Source organism: Streptomyces dysideae (assembly GCF_001514305.1).
Taxonomy (GTDB): domain Bacteria; phylum Actinomycetota; class Actinomycetes; order Streptomycetales; family Streptomycetaceae; genus Streptomyces; species Streptomyces dysideae.
Window position 1 is genome coordinate 31,945 of the sequence record NZ_KQ949112.1, and the last position, 18,487, is coordinate 50,431.

General features: G+C 70.5%; 14 protein-coding genes and 1 pseudogene. 6 read left to right on the forward strand and 9 right to left on the reverse strand.

Annotated features, from left to right (window positions below):
- Positions 1-183 precede the first annotated feature (183 nt).
- Together alc and allB are read right to left on the reverse strand one after the other, a co-directional pair.
- Positions 184-1,299, reverse strand: coding sequence for an allantoicase (gene alc, locus AQJ91_RS39570; protein WP_067032063.1), 1,116 nt, complete (start codon positions 1,297-1,299; stop codon positions 184-186).
- A 61-nt stretch (positions 1,300-1,360) separates the two neighbouring features.
- Positions 1,361-2,698, reverse strand: coding sequence for an allantoinase AllB (gene allB, locus AQJ91_RS39575; protein ID WP_067032066.1), 1,338 nt, complete (start codon positions 2,696-2,698; stop codon positions 1,361-1,363).
- 250 nt (positions 2,699-2,948) lie between these two features.
- Between allB and AQJ91_RS39580 the strand changes: the two genes are divergently transcribed.
- Positions 2,949-3,752, forward strand: coding sequence for an IclR family transcriptional regulator (locus AQJ91_RS39580; protein ID WP_067032069.1), 804 nt, complete (start codon positions 2,949-2,951; stop codon positions 3,750-3,752).
- Positions 3,753-3,757: 5 nt separating this feature from the next.
- Positions 3,758-4,429 (forward strand): SUKH-4 family immunity protein, encoded by a 672-nt coding sequence (locus AQJ91_RS39585; RefSeq protein ID WP_067032073.1) that lies wholly within the window; start codon positions 3,758-3,760, stop codon positions 4,427-4,429.
- A gap of 3 nt (positions 4,430-4,432) precedes the next feature.
- Here the strand turns inward: AQJ91_RS39585 and AQJ91_RS39590 are convergent, their stop codons facing one another.
- Positions 4,433-4,747 carry a DUF5955 family protein gene (locus AQJ91_RS39590; RefSeq protein ID WP_079085564.1) on the reverse strand — a complete coding sequence of 105 codons (315 nt, stop codon included), beginning with the start codon at positions 4,745-4,747 and terminating at the stop codon, positions 4,433-4,435.
- A gap of 188 nt (positions 4,748-4,935) precedes the next feature.
- Between AQJ91_RS39590 and AQJ91_RS39595 the strand changes: the two genes are divergently transcribed.
- Together AQJ91_RS39595 and aceB are read left to right on the forward strand one after the other, a co-directional pair.
- Positions 4,936-5,535 carry a nucleotidyltransferase family protein gene (locus AQJ91_RS39595; RefSeq protein ID WP_067032078.1) on the forward strand — a complete coding sequence of 200 codons (600 nt, stop codon included), beginning with the start codon at positions 4,936-4,938 and terminating at the stop codon, positions 5,533-5,535.
- A gap of 187 nt (positions 5,536-5,722) precedes the next feature.
- The gene (aceB, locus tag AQJ91_RS39600; protein WP_067032081.1) at positions 5,723-7,354 is read left to right on the forward strand and encodes a malate synthase A; all 1,632 of its coding nucleotides are present in this window, start codon (positions 5,723-5,725) and stop codon (positions 7,352-7,354) included.
- 7 nt (positions 7,355-7,361) lie between these two features.
- Here the strand turns inward: aceB and AQJ91_RS39605 are convergent, their stop codons facing one another.
- Positions 7,362-7,637 carry an Rdx family protein gene (locus AQJ91_RS39605; RefSeq protein WP_234383323.1) on the reverse strand — a complete coding sequence of 92 codons (276 nt, stop codon included), beginning with the start codon at positions 7,635-7,637 and terminating at the stop codon, positions 7,362-7,364.
- A gap of 11 nt (positions 7,638-7,648) precedes the next feature.
- Entirely contained in the window at positions 7,649-8,563 is a 915-nt protein-coding gene (locus AQJ91_RS39610) for a HipA family kinase (protein WP_067032087.1), read from the reverse strand.
- A gap of 143 nt (positions 8,564-8,706) precedes the next feature.
- On the opposite strand from AQJ91_RS39610, the pseudogene AQJ91_RS56665 reads away from it, so the two are divergent.
- Both AQJ91_RS56665 and AQJ91_RS39615 read left to right on the forward strand, forming a co-directional pair.
- Positions 8,707-8,956, forward strand: a pseudogene (locus AQJ91_RS56665) (DNA-binding protein); the annotation flags it as partial.
- A 768-nt stretch (positions 8,957-9,724) separates the two neighbouring features.
- A complete protein-coding gene (locus AQJ91_RS39615; protein WP_067032090.1) occupies positions 9,725-11,194 on the forward strand; it encodes a nitronate monooxygenase in 1,470 nt (489 codons plus the stop codon).
- 312 nt (positions 11,195-11,506) lie between these two features.
- Here AQJ91_RS39615 and narI read toward each other — a convergent pair whose 3' ends face one another.
- From narI to AQJ91_RS39635, 4 genes are read right to left on the reverse strand one after another with little or no spacing between them, the layout of a single operon-like run.
- The gene (narI, locus tag AQJ91_RS39620; protein ID WP_067032094.1) at positions 11,507-12,274 is read right to left on the reverse strand and encodes a respiratory nitrate reductase subunit gamma; all 768 of its coding nucleotides are present in this window, start codon (positions 12,272-12,274) and stop codon (positions 11,507-11,509) included.
- Positions 12,271-12,912, reverse strand: a complete 642-nt coding sequence (narJ, locus tag AQJ91_RS39625) for a nitrate reductase molybdenum cofactor assembly chaperone (protein WP_067032097.1) — start codon at positions 12,910-12,912, stop codon at positions 12,271-12,273. Before narJ ends, narI begins: the two co-directional genes overlap by 4 nt.
- A complete protein-coding gene (gene narH, locus AQJ91_RS39630) occupies positions 12,909-14,606 on the reverse strand; it encodes a nitrate reductase subunit beta (protein ID WP_067032100.1) in 1,698 nt (565 codons plus the stop codon). The genes narJ and narH overlap by 4 nt, the downstream gene beginning before the upstream one ends.
- A complete protein-coding gene (locus AQJ91_RS39635) occupies positions 14,606-18,289 on the reverse strand; it encodes a nitrate reductase subunit alpha (RefSeq protein WP_067032104.1) in 3,684 nt (1,227 codons plus the stop codon). Before AQJ91_RS39635 ends, narH begins: the two co-directional genes overlap by 1 nt.
- Positions 18,290-18,487 lie beyond the last annotated feature (198 nt).

The following is an 18,487-nucleotide window of genomic DNA, read 5'->3' on the forward strand; positions in this document are numbered from 1 at the left end:
GTGAGGTCTGCTGTCATCAGCTCAGACCCCACCGGCGCCCGCAACTCATCGGCGGGCAGGTGCCCGCCTCGCACTCGGGTGCCGGGGTGGGTGGGGGCTGGTGGCCCTGGGGCTCCGCCCCCAGACCCCCGGCCTGTGCCCACCCACCACCCGTCTGCTGTCGGGAGAAAGGTGGACCTTGGATCAGCCGCCCAGCCCCTGGTGGCGGGCCGTCAGCGTCGACGCACCCTCCTCCGTCAGGGTGCCGTACAGCCGCAGGCGCGAGATGCCGCCGTCCGGGAAAATGTCCACGCGCGCGTGCGTGCCGACCGCCGTGGCGGGCAGCACGAAGCGGTGGTTGGTGTCCGGCTGGAGGCGGGTGCGCGGGAGGATCTCCCGCCAGTCGCCGTCATCGCCGTCCTTCACCGACACCGACGCCCACCCCGCGCTGTTGCCCTTCAGGTACGCCGTGTCGATCTCAAGGGCCCTGATCTGGGACTGCGCCACCAGCCGGTACCGGATCCAGTCGTTGCCCTGGTCACGGCGCCGGCGCGTCTCCCAGCCGTCGTCCATCTTGCGGGAGCGGCCCGGCTGGATGGTGTTGGTGGCGGGCGAGTAGAAGAGGTTGGAGGCGTCCTCGGCCTGGCCACCGTTCTCCAGGGCAACCACGTCGAAGGTGCCCAGGACCTCCAGCCAGGCCGGGTCCGGGACCACCTCGCCGTACACCCGCAGGCGCGCGATGCCGCCGTCGGGATGCTGGTTGACCCGCAGGTGTGTGATGCGCTGCTCCACCGCCACGGAGAGACCGTTCGCCGCGTGCCCGCCCACCGGCGTGCGCGGCACCAGCGTCGTCCACTTCACGTCGTCGGCCAGCAGATCCTCCGGCGACGGCGAACCCGGCACCGACGTGCCCTCGACCGACACCGCCTGCGGATAGTTGCCGCGGAAGTGGGCCGTGTCGACGACGATCCCGCGGATCACGCCCGGCGCACCGAGCCGTACCAGCGCCCAGTCGTGGTCCTCGGCCGTCGGCCAGGGGTGGTCCGCCGAGGCACCGCGCCGACGCCTCGTCTCCCAGCCGTCCATGATCTTGCCCTTGTGCCCGAAGTGCTCGGGATCGAACTCGGCTCGCTCGGGCACCAGCAGGCTCTCGCGCTCGGCGAAGAACTCGTCGTTTGCGGCGATGACTCCGGCGCCGAGCTGCCGGTCGGCGAGGTTGGCGTACTGGGTGAAGGGGAAGTCGGCGGTGCGGTAGTCCGCGTACGGGTCACCGCCTCCGTAGGGGTTCGCGTCGCCGGTGAAGCCAGGTATCGCCGTCACGGTGATCAGGTCTGCCTTTCGGGAGTCGGCCGCTGCGGGTGCGGAAAGAGGCCGTGGGGAATCAGTGGTCTCGAGTGAGCAGTTGGCCTTTCGGCTCGGTGAACTCGCCCTCCGTGACGATGCGTTCGCCGCGCAGCCAGGTCGACTTCACGATGCCGTACAGGGTCCTGCCCGCGTACGCCGTCACCCGGTTGCGGTGCTGGAGTGCGGCCGGGTCGACGGCGAACGTCTCATCGGGCGCGAGGACCGCGAAGTCGGCGTCGCGGCCGGCCTCGATGGCGCCCTTCTGGCCGAGCCCGACCAGTTCCGAGGTCCGCGTGGACATCCAGCGGACCACGTCCTCCAGCCCGTGGCCCCGCTTGCGCGCCTCCGTCCACACCGCCGCCAGGCTCAGCTGGAGCCCGGAGATGCCGCCCCAGGCGGTCGCGAAGTCGCCCGTCTTCAGGTCGGCCGTGGACGGGGAGTGGTCGGTGACCACGCAGTCGATCGTGCCGTCGGCCAGCGCCTGCCACAGGAGGTCCTGGTTGGCGGCCTCGCGGATGGGTGGGCAGCACTTGAACTCGCTGGCGCCGTCCGGGACCTCCTCGGCGGTGAGGGTGAGGTAGTGCGGGCAGGTCTCGACCGTGATGCGGACGCCCTCGGCCTTGGCGGCGGCGATCAGCGGCAGCGCGTCGGACGAGGACAGGTGCAGGACGTGCACCCGCGCGTCCAGCCTGCGGGCCTGCGCGATCAGCTGGGCGATCGCCGTGTCCTCGGCGTCACGCGGGCGTGAGGCCAGGAAGTCGGCGTACTTCGGACCGCCCTGCCGCGGGGCGGCGTCGAGGTGGTGCGGATCCTCCGCGTGCACGATCAGCAGGCCCCCGAAGGACGCGATCTCGGCCAGGGACTGGGCGAGCCGGTCCTGATCGAGGTGCGGGAACTCGTCGACGCCGGACGGGGACAGGAAGGCCTTGAAGCCGAAAACGCCGGCCTCGTGCAACGGGCGCAGGTCCTTGACGTTGTCGGGCAGGGCGCCGCCCCAGAAGCCGACGTCGATGTGCGCCTTGTCGGCGGCGACATCCCGCTTCGTACGGAGGTGGCCGACCGTCGTGGTCGGCGGGAGGGAGTTCAGCGGCATGTCGACGAGCGTGGTGATGCCGCCGGCCGCCGCCGCGCGCGTGGCGGTCCAGAAGCCCTCCCACTCGGTGCGGCCGGGGTCGTTGACGTGCACGTGGGTGTCGACCAGGCCGGGCAGCAGGACGTCGTCGCCGAGGTCCGCCAGCCGGGCGCCGGGCGGCGCTTCGGCGTCGTACCCGAGTACGGCCGTGATCTTCCCGGCGGAAACCGCGACCGAAGCGGCCCGTGTCCCCTCCGGAGTGATGACGCGCGTCGAGCGCAGCACCAGTTCTACGTCGGACACCCGGACCCCTCTCTGCCGCCGTTAACTTCCACGTAACGGAATTCAACTTTCTGTTGAAGGAGTCTTCACTCCCGTTCCCGCGCCGTCAAGGGCACACTTCTCCACAGTGCGCCCAACGCCCACTCTCTGGATATTTCCACAAAGCGGAATTACAATTCCAGCACGCAGAACGTAGCTACGCACCAGCAGGGAGTCAACCGACCGACGGGTAGGCTTCTGCCCTTCTCACCGGTCCCGAAAGGAACGCGCCGTGCCGACGTCCAGCGCCAGCACCACCGACTCCGCCAAATCCTCCGCCAGTGGTGGTGTCCAGTCCCTCGAGCGCGCCTTCGACCTGCTCGAGCGGATGGCGGACGCGGGCGGCGAGGTCGGTCTGAGTGAACTGTCCGCGAGCAGCGGGCTGCCGCTGCCCACCATCCACCGTCTGATGCGCACGCTCGTGGCCTGCGGATACGTACGCCAGCAGGCCAACCGGCGGTATGCGCTCGGCCCGCGTCTGATCCGGCTCGGCGAGTCCGCGTCCCGGCTGCTCGGCACCTGGGCCCGCCCCTACCTCGCCCGACTGGTCGAGGAGACCGGTGAGACGGCGAACATGGCGCTGCTCGACGGCGACGAGATCGTGTACGTCGCCCAGGTGCCGTCCAAGCACTCGATGCGGATGTTCACCGAGGTCGGCCGGCGTGTCCTCCCGCACTCCACGGGCGTCGGCAAGGCCCTCCTCGCGAACACCCCGGACGACGAGGTGCGTGCCCTGCTCGCCCGCACCGGCATGCCGGCCGCGACGGAGAAGACGATCACCACGCCGGACGGCTTCCTCGCGGCCCTCGAAGGCGTGCGGCGCCAGGGCTACGCGGTCGACGACAACGAGCAGGAGATCGGCGTCCGCTGCCTGGCGGTCTCGGTCCCCAACTCCCCCACCGCCGCGGCCATTTCGATCTCGGGCCCGGCGGGACGCGTCACCGAGTCGGCGACGGAGAAGATCGTGCCGGTGCTCCAGCAGGTCGCGGTGGAGCTGTCGGAGGCGCTGGCGGCCTCGGGCGGCTCGGCGGCCTGAGTCCGGTGCCGTCTATCGAGGACCGCCTGGAGGCGGTGATGTCGGCGCCGCTCGGCACCCTGGTCGACGCGGGCCATCGGCTGCGGCCGCCCCCGGAGGCGGTGTGCGCCTGGCGACTCCCGGAGTCCGGCCTGCGGGCGCTGGCCGAGCACGGGCTCCCGGACGACGTTTTGATGACTCCGGCCTTCCAGAGAGGGGCCGAGCCGACACTGGTGCCCAACCTGGCAGGGCCGCGCGAGCGCCGGCTGGTGACGCCGGACGACCGGCTGTACGACCTCGGCCGCTGGGGCGGCCACGACCTGACGCCGAAGATGGGCGCGGTACGGGACGACGGGCCGGTCCTGGCCATCCGGCCGGCGCCCTTCACCGCGGCCGACCTGCCTCCGGTCCTTCGCGAGGTCCACGCGGACCTGTATCGCCCGGCCGTCGACTTCATCAGCTCCTCCGTCGCCCAGCTCGTCGAGCTCAGCTGGCGTTGGCGAGCGGCCATCCCCGTCTTCGTCGACCTCGCGGAACCCGCTGTCGGGTGCCCGCCGGAAGAATTCGAGGCGTACCTCGACCGGTGCGACGCGTGCGAGCGCCTCGTGCGCACGGCGGTCGAGCGCATCGACCCCGCGATCCCCGCCGACGACCCGCACACCCTCTGGGGCGAACTGATCCGGGACCGGGGCTGCTGAGCCTCACCGCCCCGGCGGCTCCCCGAACAGGTCCACCGCGTCACGGACCTCCGACATCCCCCGGGACAGCGCGCTCACGGAGCCGATCGCGCCGGCGATCAGCAACAGGGAGCGGCGCAGCCGCGGAATCTCGGGGGCGCCATCGACCGTCATCGCGGCGAGGGCGGCGAGTTCTTCCTCGGCGATCCCGCGGTCGGGGAACTCGGCCGGGTGCGCGGCGAGTTCGCGGCGCAGCCGGGACACCGCGGTTCGCAGGCCCGCCACCCTCGGATCCTCGTCGCTGCCGGTCACTGGCCTCTGCCCCAAGCTCCGCAACACAGCTCTCCCCCTCGCACGCCCTTGTGTGCAAGTCCGTCGTGATCCCGCCCCACGCCCCCCGTGGCGTTGGTCGGACGCCTGGGGACGCGGGTCAGTAAACGCCACCCGACAGCGGATCGCCACCGCGCGGACCGAAATTCAGTCCGACGAAGCACGGCATCATGACGGACGTCAGGTATGCAGGACCCATGACGGACAACGAACAGCAGGTCGCCGGCCTCCTCCTCGCCGCCGGGGGCGGACGACGGCTCGGCGGGCGCCCCAAGGCCCTGCTCGAACACCGGGGACGGCCACTCGTCGAACACGCGGTCGGCGTCCTGCGCGCGGCCGGCTGCACTCGCGTCCATGTGGTCCTGGGCGCACAGGCCGCCGCCGTACGGGAGCGGGCGGAACTCGGCACCTGCGTCCTGGTGGAGAACCCGGACTGGGCCGACGGCATGGGCTCCTCCCTGCGGGCCGGGCTCACCTCGCTCACCGGTGCGGGGGCCACGGCCGCGCTCGTCTCACTCGTCGACCAGCCCGGCATCGGGCCGGAGGCGGTGGCCCGGGTACTCGCCGCGTACGAGGGCGAGCAGTCGCTCGTGTCGGCGGCCTACGACGGCGTACGCGGGCATCCGGTCCTCTTCGGTGCCGCGCACTGGGCGGGCGTCGCCGCGACTGCCACCGGGGACCGGGGGGCACGCGCCTATCTGAAGGAGCACGAGGAGGCGATCAGGCTCGTCGAGTGCGGAGACGTGGCGCGGTCCTACGACATCGACACCGAGGCGGATCTCGCGCACCTTGAGTGAGCGGGGTGGCACCGAGCACCACATTGCCTCGATCAGGAGAATCTCAACGTCAACAAACCATTGAACTTCCACCATGAGGAAACTAGTATCCACTTTTCAGAAGCGCCCGACCGCTCCCCGGGCGTTCACCGCCGTACCGTGGTCGACTGGCACCCGGTGCCAAGCTCGCTGAAGGAAGTGACAGCTCATGTCCGCACCAGCGCCGTCCCCGCTGGCCATCGTCGACGCCGAGCCCCTGCCCCGGCAGGAGGAGGTCCTCACCGAAGCGGCCCTCGCCTTCGTGGCCGAGCTGCACCGCCGGTTCACCCCCCGGCGTGACGAGCTCCTCGCCCGCCGCGCGGAGCGCCGCGCCGAGATCGCCCGCACGTCCACGCTCGACTTCCTCCCGGAGACCGCCGCGATCCGCGCCGACGACTCCTGGAAGGTCGCCCCGTCGCCCGAGGCCCTGAACGACCGGCGCGTCGAGATCACCGGCCCCACCGACCGCAAGATGACGATCAACGCCCTCAACTCGGGTGCGAGGATCTGGCTCGCGGACTTCGAGGACGCCTCCGCGCCGACCTGGGAGAACGTGATCCTGGGCCAGCTCAACCTGGCCGACGCGTACACCCGGAACATCGACTTCACGGACGCGAGGACCGGCAAGTCGTACGCCCTGAAGGGCAATGAGGAGCTGGCGACGGTCGTCATGCGTCCGCGCGGCTGGCACCTGAACGAGCGTCACCTCCAGGTCGACGGCCAGCAGGTCCCGGGCGCCCTCGTCGACTTCGGCCTGTACTTCTTCCACAACGCCCAGCGCCTGCTCGACCTCGGCAAGGGCCCGTACTTCTACCTCCCGAAGACGGAGTCGCACCTGGAGGCCCGCCTCTGGAACGACGTCTTCGTCTTCGCGCAGGACTACGTCGGCATCCCGCAGGGCACCGTCCGCGCCACCGTGCTGATCGAGACCATCACGGCCGCGTACGAGATGGAGGAGATCCTCTACGAACTCCGCGACCACGCCTCGGGGTTGAACGCCGGCCGTTGGGACTACCTGTTCTCCATCGTCAAGAACTTCCGTGACGGCGGTGCCAAGTTCGTCCTCCCGGACCGCAACGCGGTGACGATGACGGCCCCGTTCATGCGGGCGTACACCGAACTCCTCGTCCGTACCTGCCACAAGCGCGGGGCGCACGCGATCGGCGGCATGGCGGCGTTCATCCCGTCCCGCCGTGACGAGGAGGTCAACAAGGTCGCCTTCGAGAAGGTCGAGGCCGACAAGGACCGCGAGGCGAACGACGGTTTCGACGGCTCCTGGGTCGCCCACCCCGACCTGGTCCCGATCGCCATGGCCTCCTTCGACGCCGTCCTCGGCGACAGGCCCAACCAGAAGGACCGGCTGCGCGAGGACGTCCACGTCGAGGCGGCCGACCTGATCGCCGTCGACTCCCTCGACGCCAAGCCGACGTACAACGGCCTCGTCAACGCCGTCCAGGTCGGCATCCGTTACATCGAGGCCTGGCTGCGCGGCCTCGGCGCGGTCGCCATCTTCAACCTGATGGAGGACGCGGCGACCGCCGAGATCTCCCGCTCCCAGATCTGGCAGTGGATCAACGCGGGCGTCGAGTTCGAGCACGCAGGAAACACAGTGAAGGCCACCCCGGAGCTGGCCCGCAAGGTCGCCGCCGAGGAGCTGGCGAACATCCGCGCCGAGATCGGCGAGGAGGCCTTCGCGGCCGGCCACTGGCAGCAGGCCCACGACCTGCTCCTGGAGGTCTCCCTCGACGAGGACTACGCGGACTTCCTGACGCTGCCGGCGTACGAGCAGCTCAGGGGCTGAGCAGCAGTCACTTGTCCGAGTGGCCCAGGGACTTCCCCGGGGCCACTCGGTCGCGTACCGCCTGCTTCACCGCCGTGGGCTCCGGGAAGCCCTGCTCGCGGCGGTCCCAGACCACCTCGTCGTTGACGCGGACGACGAAGACGCCGCCCGTTCCGGGCTTGAGGGCCAGCTCCGTGAGTTCGGTCTCGAACGTCGTCAGGAGTTCCTGGGCCAGCCAGGCGGCACGCGGCAGCCAGCGGCACTGGGTGCAGTACTCGATCTCGACGCGCTGAACGTCTTCCAAAGGGGCGCCTGTCATTCGAGGTGTACCGACCAATCCTGTTCCGCGGTCGGCTTGCCGTGCAGGTCGGGGACCCGCTTGAGCCAGTCCGGCCGTCCTCGCTGTGTGCGCGCCGCCTGGAGGGCCTCCTCGGCGGCGAGTTCCTCCCGGCTGGGGAAGTCGGTGGGGAGCCATGCGGTGGAGGCCTTCACGCGCGCGTGGAGATAGTCCACGTACGCCTTCCGGACGGCGTCCGGGGTCGGGAACCCCTCCTCGCCGGCCAGCCAGGCGTCCGGCACCTCCGCCACGATGTCCCGCAGCAGTTCCGCCGTCACCTTCGGCGCGAGTTCGGCGTCCGCGGCCCGCGTGTCGGGCCCGTAGTGGCCGAGGGCGTGGTGGCGGAAGTCGTAGGCCTTCGCGGGGTCCGAGCCGTTCCAGCGGTGGTGGAAGACGAGGGCGGCGCCGTGGTCGATCAGCCACAGGCGGGGCGGCACGGTGCCGAACGTGGGCCAGATCATCAGGTTGGAGCTGTGGGTCGTACGGTCGACGTTGGCCGTCAGGGCGTCCAGCCAGACGATCCGGCCCGCCTCCAGCGGGTCCACGGGGAAGCCCTTCGCGACCTCCGGCGTGAAGTCGTTCGCGCCCGGCAGGTAGTCCATGCCGAGGTTGAGGCCGTGGCTGGCGTCGAGGAGGCCGCGTACCTCCTGGTGCGGTTCGTGTGCGCCGAGCGCCGGGTCGAAGTGGACCAGGACCAGCTCGGGGAAGCGCAGGCCCAGGGCACGGGCCAGTTCGCCGACGATCACCTCGGCGACCAGCGCCTTGCGGCCCTGCGCGGAGCCGGTGAACTTCACGACGTACGTGCCCAGGTCGTCGGCCTCGACGACTCCGGGCACGGAGCCGCCGGACCGCAGGGGCTCGATGTAGCGGGTTGCGAAGACCTCTCTTAGCATTTTCCCAGGCCACCTGCCTCTTCAGCCTTGAAATCCACGCTCGGCCTCGGAGGCGCACAACAGCGGGAATCGCCCGTCATCAGCCGGCTTCCGGCCTCCGGCATGAAGTGAGCATAGTAACCGAGGGTGACCGCTGGTGAGGAGTGCCTCCGGCGGCCACACTCGTCCTGGACAGTGAGGGGCTGGCCAAAGCCGTCCTGATCCACCCTCGGATCAACCGGCCGGCTCTGGAGTGGAGGCTGTCCCGCCTGGTCGTCGAGCCGATCGGGCGCCACGCTGCCGCTCTCCTCGCCGACGCCGGCCCGCGCGGCAACAAGGACGCGATCGACGCCATGCTCAGCGCCACGGCCCTCCCTGCACCCCGGACCGGCCACGGTCCTGACCTCCGGTCCCAGCTCACAGCCCTTCAATGCCCGCCCGCGGCACGATCGGCGACTCGGTCAGGTCCGCGCCCGCCCTTTTTGCTCGAACATCCCCCGGCCAGAGGGGACTCCGGCGTCGCCTGGTCGACGAGTGCGGATTGTCGGATGCTCGGCATGGCTTGGGTGCGTTTCCCCTGGAGGTTGGAGGAAGGGCTCAACTGGTACCCGGCCGCTTGTACGGCCTGAGTGTCGGCGCCGACTCCCGGCCTTGCCAGCGGCCGACTCGTGCCGGCTGCCAGTGGCTATCGGCGGGAGGCGGCCCCCCGGTCACAGGGGCGGGCCCGCTCCGGACTTGGGGCCATCAGACCCGCACCGGCGTTTCTCCGCGCCCGTCACCGGCATCGTGCCATATGCCGCCGTGGGCGGGGAGCCGCCCCGGCGTCCTGCCCGTCGGCCTCGGCTGTGGGAAGGCCAAGCAGTAGCGGTTTCAGCGCCACGGGCGACGCCGGAGTCTGTCATCGCCACTGAGGGTCTGTTCACGGATTCCTGAGCACTCGCCAGTCGCTCACCGGTCCCCACCCTCCCCACGGGATCGTGAGGACCGGCTTCTTTGCGCCTCGCCGCCCCAACCGGACGGACCCGTCCGGTGCCTGCCCCCGCACAACAAGGGCTCCGGGCACCAACTTACGATGCCGTAGGTTACGCTGTCGTAGGTTACGAAACCGTAGGTTACCGATCTGAGGGTACGGATCCGAGGTTCGTCTCTCCCTGGTTCGGCTGCGACGTTTTGGGAGGACCCATGAGTGCACTCCAGACAGCGACCGGCCTGCCATGGCTGATCCAAGGAGGAATGGGTGTGGGGGTGTCCGGCTGGCGGCTTGCCCGGGCGGTCGCGCGCACCGGGCAGTTGGGGGTCGTCTCCGGCACCGCTCTCGACTCTCTGCTGATCCGTGTGCTCCAGAGCGGCGATCCGGGCGGTCACCTCAGGCGGGCGCTGGCCGCCTTCCCCGTACCGAAGCTCGCCGACGCCCTGCGGGAGCGCTACTTCGTGGAGGGAGGGGTCGGGTCCGGTGAGCTGTTCGCGGCCACCCCCATGTTGACGGCCGACGAAGCGTGTCCGGCCCGGTCACTGACCGTTGTCGCCAACTTCTGCGAGGTCTGGCTCGCCAAGGAGGGCCATGACGGACCGGTCGGCGTCAACTACCTGGAGAAGGTCCAACTCGCCACCGTCCCAGCCATGTTCGGCGCGATCCTGGCGGGTGTGGACCACGTCCTGGTCGGCGCCGGTATCCCCGCGCAGATCCCTGGGATCGCCACCGGGCTCGCCCGGTTGGAGCCGGTCACCACGCGAGTGGACGTGGCGGGCGACGAGCAGCCCCTTGAGCTGCGCTTCGACCCCGCCTCGGTGCTGCGCGGTGCGGACCCGGGCCGCGTTGCCCCCCTGCGCCGCCCCGGCGTCCTGGCCATCGTTTCGTTGCCGGCGCTGGCCGCGTACCTGAACCGCGACGAGCAGACCAGGCCGGACGGGTTCATCGTCGAGGGCCACACCGCGGGCGGCCACAGTGCCCCGCCGCGCGGGCCGCTGAGCCTCGACAAGTACGGCGATCCCGTCTACGGGCCCCGGGACGTCCCCGACTTCGCGAAGATGGCCCGCCTCGGTCTGCCGTTCTGGATCGCCGGCGGCCAGTGCGGACCGGAGCAGCTCCGCGAGGCCAGGGCCGCCGGGGCGGCCGGTGTCCAACTCGGCAGTGTCTTCGCGCTCTGCGAGGAGTCGGGTATGGACGCGGGGTTGCGGCGGCAGCTGATGGAGCGTGCGCCGGCCGGCGGACTGACGGTGCGCAACGATCCGGCGGCCTCCCCGACCGCGTTCCCGTTCAAGGTCGCCGACCTGCCCGGCACCCTGGCCGACCCCGGTGTCGGTGCCGCCCGCGCCCGCGTGTGTGACCTCGGTTATCTGCGTACGCCCTACCGCACCCCTCGCGGCACCGTCGATTACCGCTGCCCTGCGGAGCCCCTTGCTGCGTACGTCCGTAAGGGCGGGGACGCCGAGCGGACCGAAGGGCGGCAATGTCTGTGCAACGGGCTGCTGGCCGCCGTCGGGTTCGGGCAGCGCCGCCCGCGGGGCGTGGTGGAGCCACCCGTCGTCACCATCGGCCAGGATCTGGACTTCCTGCGGCACATCGCCCCCGACGGCGGCCCGTACAGCGCCGAGACGGTGGTGCGGTGGCTGTCCGCGGGACTGCCCGAGGCAGCCGCCTCCCGTGCGTGAGCAGAACGGCCAGGGGCCGCCGCGCCACTACACCTCTCCCCTCGGGAGCCGTCGCCATGGTCGGGAAGGGAGAGACACGAGCGCCGGGCCGGACCACAGTTTTTCACCGTGGGCGTCGACGAGGAGACCATCGCCCGGATCGGTCGCTACCCGCGCGGCGAGGGCATCCTGGGCCTGCTCATCCGTCACCCGGAAACCCTGCGCCCGGCCGACCTGACGGAACACCCGGCGTCCGCGGGCTTCCCGCCGGGTCACCCGCCGATGACCGACCGCTCTCCTCGGCGTCACCTCTGCTCCCGAAGGGGTGCTACGTCAGCCGATGCGTTCCCATCCGCGGCGCGGGGCCCGGGCACCGAGGCCGGTGTCGCGGCTGCGGTAGACGATATAGGGGCGGCTGAGGTAGCCCAGCGGTGCGGTGAGCATGTGGACGAGGCGGGTGAAGGGCCAGAACGCGAACAGGAGGAGGGCGCTGAGCGCGTGCAGCTGGAACAGCACTGGCGCTTCGCTCATCAGGTCCGGGTCGGGCTGGAGGTAGAAGATGGAGCGGAACCAGGGGGAGATCGTTTCGCGGTAGTTGTAACCGCCGCCGACGATGTTCGCGGCCACGGTGGCGGCCAGACCCAGGGCGATGGTCAGGGTCAGGGAGAGGTACATGGCCTTGTCGTTGCGGGTGGTGGCCGAGAAGACCGGGCCGACGGTGCGGCGGCGGTAGATCAGAATGGCCAGTCCGCCGACGGTGGCGACGCCCGCGATGGTGCCGAGGACGACGGCGGAGACGTGGTAGGCGTCCTCGCTGATGCCGGCCGCTTCCGTCCAGCTCTCGGGGATGGCCAGGCCGCCGATGTGGCCGAGGAGCACGATGAGGATGCCGAAGTGGAACAGCGGGCTGCCGATGCGCAGCAGGCGCCGCTCGTACAGCTGGGAGGAGCGGGTGGTCCAGCCGAACTTGTCGTAGCGGTAGCGCCAGATGTGGCCGAGGACGAAGACCGCGAGCGCCACGTACGGCAGGGCGACCCACAGCAGGATGCCGCCGGTGCCGGTCTCGGCCGCCAGGGTCAGGGGCTGCGCGGGTGGCGTCATCGGGGGCCTCCTACGACGGGGTCGGGCAGGAACACGGGGGATGCGTAGGGGTCGAGGCCGACCTGTTCCTCGGGTGGGCCCTGGGCGGCGAGGCGCATGACGGCTGTGCGTTCGTCACCGGCGAGGGCGGGCAGGGTTGCGGAGACGGAGTCCAGGACGTGCGCCCAGGGCGAGCCGTCGTCGTTCAGGGCCAGGCGCAGGAGTTCCAGGCCGGCGCGGTGATCGGTGAGCAGCCGGAATCCGAGGGCGGGCTCGGTGGCGGCGAATTCGAGGACGACGGCGAGGTGGTCGGGCAGTTCGTCGTCGGCGAGACGCCATCCGGCCGCAGCGTAGGTCTGTTTCAGACGCAGTAGGGCGATGCCGCGTTTTCGGGTGTCGCCGTTGGCGTAGTAGGTCAGGTAGGGGCAGCAGCGTTTGCGGTGGTCGAAGGTGGCCACAAAAGCGGCGGCCAGCTCCGGCAGCGGGATGCGGCCGGTGTGCTCGGCGAAGCACGCGAGGGGACTTCCGATCGCCTTCGGCTGGGTGGCGGCAACTCGGCGGGCCAGGGTGAGGCGCTCTTGGAACTGCTCGTCGGGGTAGGCCAGCAGCAGCGACTGGGCCTGCCAGGCCAGGGCGTCGCCTGCGCGCGGCCGCCTCATGACGCGGGGCCGTCCTCGTCGTCCGCAGCGGATGGGAAGAGGCCGGGCGGGGAGCTTTTTCCGTCCCAGTCGAGGAGGTTGACGCGGGTGGCCTTGTCGGTGGGGGTGGCCGGGGTGTCGGAAGTCTGGCGGTCGCGCAGGGCGTGGTAGGTCTCCACCGCGATGGGGGCGGCGCCGCCGGAGGTCTCGCCGAAGGGGCCGGAGCCTCCCATGCCGGGGCCGCCCTCGTAGTCGAGGCTGCACTGGGTGGCCAACTCCTCCAGTTTGTGGGCCTGTTCGGCGTGGGCCGGGGGGATGACGTAGCGCTCGTCGTACTTGGCCAGGGCCAGCAGCCGGTACATGTCGTAGACCTGCTCGCCGCTCATGCCGACCGCCTTGGGGATGGCGTCGTCGGGCTCGCGGCCCAGGTTGATGTCGCGCATGTAGGAACGCATGGCGGCCAGGCGGTGCAGGACCGCGTCGACGGGGGCGGGGTCGCCGGCGGTGAAGAGCTGGGCGAGGTAGTCGACGGGGATGCGCAGGGCGTCGACGGCGGCGAAGAGATTCTGGTGGTCCTCGGCGTCCTGGCCGGTGTCGCGGACGGCGTCCACCACCGGGGACAGCGGCGGAATATACCAGACCATGGGCATCGTCCGGTACTCGGGGTGCAGCGGCAGTGCCACCTTGTAGGTGTTGATCAGGGCGTGGATCGGGGAGCGCTGGGCGGCCTCGATCCAGTCCCGGGGGATGTCCGCCCGCTCCGCCGCCGCGATGACCTGCGGGTCGTGCGGGTCGAGGAACACCTGTCGCTGGGCCTCGTACAGACCGGTCTCGTCCGGGGTGGAGGCGGCTTCCAGGACGCGGTCGGCGTCGTAGAGGACGAGGCCGATGTAGCGCAGCCGGCCCACGCAGGTCTCGGAGCAGACGGTGGGCAGGCCGACCTCGACGCGGGGGAAGCAGAAGGTGCACTTCTCGGCCTTGCCGGTGCGGTGGTTGAAGTACACCTTCTTGTACGGGCATCCGGTCACGCACATCCGCCAGCCCCGGCAGCGGTCCTGGTCGACCAGCACGATGCCGTCCTCGGTGCGCTTGTAGATGGCGCCGGAGGGACAGGAGGCCGCACAGGACGGGTTGAGGCAGTGCTCGCAGATCCGCGGCAGGTAGAACATGAAGGTCTGCTCGAACTCGAGCTTGATCTTCTCCGCGACCTGGTTCAGCAGGACGTCCTTGTCACCGTGGTCGGGCGAGCCGCCAAGGTCGTCGTCCCAGTTCGCCGACCAGGAGATCTTCATGTCCTTGCCGGAGATCAGGGACTTCGGGCGGGCGACCGGCGTGTGCTCCTGAAGGGGCGCGTTGGTCAGGGTCTCGTAGTCGTACGTCCACGGTTCGTAGTAGTCGTCGAGCGAGGGCAGTTTGGGGTTGGAGAAGATCTGGATCAGCTTCTTGAACCGGCCGCCCGCCTTCAGCGCGAGCCGACCGCGCTTGTTGACTTCCCAGCCGCCCTGCCACCTGTCCTGGTCCTCGTAGCGGCGCGGGTAGCCCTGGCCGGGGCGGGTCTCGACGTTGTTGAACCACACGTACTCGACGCCGGTGCGGTTGGTCCACGCCTGTTTGCAGGTGACCGAGCAGGTGTGGCAGCCGATGCACTTGTCGAGGTTCATCACCATCGCCATCTGGGCCATGCAGCGTCCAACAGTGATTCCGTCACGGGGCATCAGTACTCCACCTCCTGATTCGTACGGCGGCGGATCACCGTGACCTCGTCGCGCTGATTGCCCGTCGGGCCCAGGTAGTTGAAGGCGTACGACAGCTGGGCGTAGCCGCCGATGAGATGGCTCGGCTTGATCAGCAGGCGGGTCAGGGAGTTGTGGATGCCGCCGCGCCGGCCCGTGGTCTCGGTGCGGGGCACGTCGATGAGCCGGTCCTGGGCGTGGTGCATGTAGACGGTGCCCTCGGGCATGCGGTGCGAGACGACCGCGCGGGCGGCGACGACGCCGTTGCGGTTGACGGCCTCGATCCAGTCGTTGTCGTGCACGCCGATCTTCGCCGCGTCCTGGGTGCTCATCCAGATGGTCGGCCCGCCCCGGGAGAGGGAGAGCATGAACAGGTTGTCCTGGTACTCGGAGTGGATGGACCACTTGTTGTGCGGGGTCAGGTAGCGGACGGTCACACCGAGTTCACCGGTGTCGCCGATGTGGGGCTCGTCGAACAGGGCGTGCATGTTCAACGGCGGCCGGTAGACGGGCAGTTGCTCACCGAGTGCGGTGATCCAGTCGTGGTCGAGATAGAAGTGCTGGCGGCCGGTGAGGGTGTGCCAGGGCTTGAGGCGCTCCACGTTGACGGTGAACGGCGAATAGCGGCGCCCGCCCGTCTCCGAACCGGACCACTCCGGCGAGGTGATGACCGGCACGGGGGCGGCCTGGGTGTCGGCGAAGGTGATCTGCTTGCCCTCGTGCTCGGCGGCCAGGTCCGCGAGCTGCGTGCCGGTGCGTGCCTCGAGGGCGTGGAAGCCCTGGGTGGCCAGATGGCCGTTGGTGGTGCCGGACAGGGCGAGGATCGCCTCGCAGGCGTGTGTGTCACGCGCGATCGAGGGCCGCCCGTCGGCCGCTCCGCCGCGCACGGTGCCGTTCTTGTGCCGCAGGTACTCCAGCTCGCGGTCGACCTTGAAGGTGATGCCCTTGGTGGTGGCGCCCAGGGTGTCGAGGAGCGGGCCGAGCGCGGCCATCTTCTCCGCCACCGCCCCGTAGTCCCGCTCGACCGTGATGAGTTTCGGCATGGTGCGGCCGGGCACCGGGTCGCACCCCCCCGCCTTCCAGTCCCGCACCTTCCCTCGCGGGTTGGCCATCTCGTCCGGCGTGTCGTGCAGCAGCGGAGCGGCGACGACGTCTCTGCGGACGCCGAGATGACCGGCGGCCTGGCGGCTGAACTCCCCCGCGAGGGTGTGGAAGGCGTCCCAGTCGGTGCGGGTCTGCCAGGGCGGGGCGATCGCCGGGTTGAAGGCATGCACGAAGGGGTGCATGTCCGTGCTGGACAGGTCGTGTTTCTCGTACCAGGTCGCGGCCGGCAGCACCACGTCGGAGAACACCGTGGTGCTGGTCATGCGGAAGTCCAGGGCCAGCAGCAGATCGAGCTTGCCGACCGGGGCCTCCTCCCGCCACACCACGTCCTTCGGCCGGGCGTCGGGCGGCGCCTCGGGGGCACGGACGGCGTGGTCGGTGCCGAGCAGGTGCTTGAGGAAGTACTCGTTGCCCTTCGCCGAGGAGCCGAGCAGATTGGCCCGCCACACGGTCAGCACCCGCGGGAAGTTCTCCGGTGCGTCCGGGTCCTCCCCCGCGAACCGCAGCCGCCCGGCTTTGAGTTCGTCCACGACGTGGTCGGCGACGGGGCGGCCCGCGGCATCGGCCTCGTCGGCCAGGTTCAGCGGGTTGCGGTCGAAGGTCGGATACGAGGGCATCCAGCCCATCCGCGCCGACTGCGCGATCACATCGGCGGTGGCCTTCCCCTCGAACGGGCCTGCCTGCCCCGCCGCCGCGAGCATGTCGGCCGAGAACGGGTCGTAGCGGAACTGATCGCTGTGCAGGTACCAGTAGGCGGTCTGGATCATCAGCCGGGCCGGCCGGTTCCAGTCGGCGGCCGTCGCGATCGCCGAGTAGCCGGTGATCGGGCGGACCTTCTCCTGGCCGACGTAGTGGGCCCAGCCGCCGCCGTTGACACCCTGGCAGCCGGTCAGCGTGGTCAGGGTCAAGAACGCCCGGTAGATGGTGTCGGAGTGGAACCAGTGGTTCGTCCCCGCCCCCATGATGATCATCGAACGGCCGCCGGACTCCTCGGCGTTGGCGGCGAACTCCCGCGCGATGCGGGCCGCCCGCTCGGCGTCCACGCCGGTGATCGCCGCCTGCCAGGCCGGAGTGTACGGCTCCTCCGCGTCCTCGTACGACGCCGGCCACCGGCCGGGCAGGCCGTCGCGGGCCACCCCGTACTGGGCCAGCAGCAGGTCGTACACCGTGGTCACCAGGCGCCCGGCCACCTGCCGCACCGGCACCCCGCGGCTCAGCCGCCCCGCACTGCCGTCCGGCGCGTCGAAACGCGGCATGTCGACCGCGACCGGGGCCTCACCACCGCCCTCGGCGGACAGCAGCGGGTCCGTGTCGCCGAGGTCCAGGTTCCACTTCCCGGCCCCGGATTCGCCGAAGCGGTCGCCGAGTGTCCCGTTGGGCACCACCGGCTGCCCGGTCATCGCGTCCAGCAGAACGGTCCTGAATTCGGCGTGCTCGGTCGTGGCGGGCTCGCCGCCGAGGTCGGCGGCGGTCAGGAACTTGCCCGGCGTGTACGTGTCCGGCTCACCCTCCGTCTCGTCGAGGGTGACCAGGAACGGCAGATCGGTGTACCGCTTCACGTACGACCTGAAGTACTCCGTCCCCCGGTCGACGAAGAACTCCTTGAGGACCACGTGCCCCATGGCCATCGCCAGTGCGCCGTCCGTGCCGGGCTGCGCGGGCAGCCACTCGTCGGCGAACTTCACGTTGTCCGCGTAGTCGGGCGACACGGCGACGACCTTCTGGCCGCGGTAGCGGGCCTCCGCCATCCAGTGCGCGTCCGGCGTGCGGGTCACCGGCAGGTTGGAACCCCACATGATCAGATAGCCGGCGTCCCACCAGTCCCCCGACTCCGGCACATCGGTCTGGTCGCCGAACACCTGCGGCGAGGCCACCGGAAGGTCGGCGTACCAGTCGTAGAACGACAGCATGACCCCGCCGAGCAGCGAGTAGAAACGGGCTCCGGCCGCGTGCGAGACCATCGACATCGCCGGGATCGGCGAGAACCCGGCCAGCCGGTCCGGCCCGTACTCCTTGACGGTGTGCACGTGCGCGGCGGCGACCAGCTCCACCGCCTCGTCCCAGCTCGCCCGCACCAGCCCGCCCTTGCCCCGCGCTACCTTGTAGCGGCGGGCGCGCTCCGGATCGGAGACGACGTCCGCCCAGGCCGCCACAGGTTCGCCGAGCCGCGCCTTCGCCTCCCGGTACATCTGGAGCAGCACACCACGCACATACGGGTAGCGCACCCGGGTCGGCGAGTACGTGTACCAGGAGAACGCCGCACCGCGCGGGCAACCGCGCGGCTCGTACTCCGGGCGGTCCGGGCCGACCGAGGGGTAGTCGGTCTGCTGCGCCTCCCAGGTGATGATGCCGTCCTTGACATACACCTTCCACGAGCACGAACCGGTGCAGTTCACCCCGTGGGTGGAGCGCACCACCTTGTCGTGCGACCAGCGGTCCCGGTAGAACTCGTCCGCCTCCCGACCGCCCCTGCGGTGCAGGGTGCGCAGGTCCTCGGAGACCTCGGCTCGCGTGAAGAACCGGCGCGAGCGCACCAGCGCCTCTGCCAACTCGCCGTCCATGCCCGCCTGCGCCCGCTCTGGGCTGGTGTCCGTGCTCACCGAAGCACTCCGCTCCCGGGCGCGGGGGCCCGTGCGTGTCCTGATCGGTCCGGCCGCACACGACTCTACGACCGCTGTCCCCCGGGAGGTCAACAGCCACACCACGAACAGCGAGCCCCTTGTCCCCGCTCGGACGAGCGGGGACAAGGGGCTGCGTGG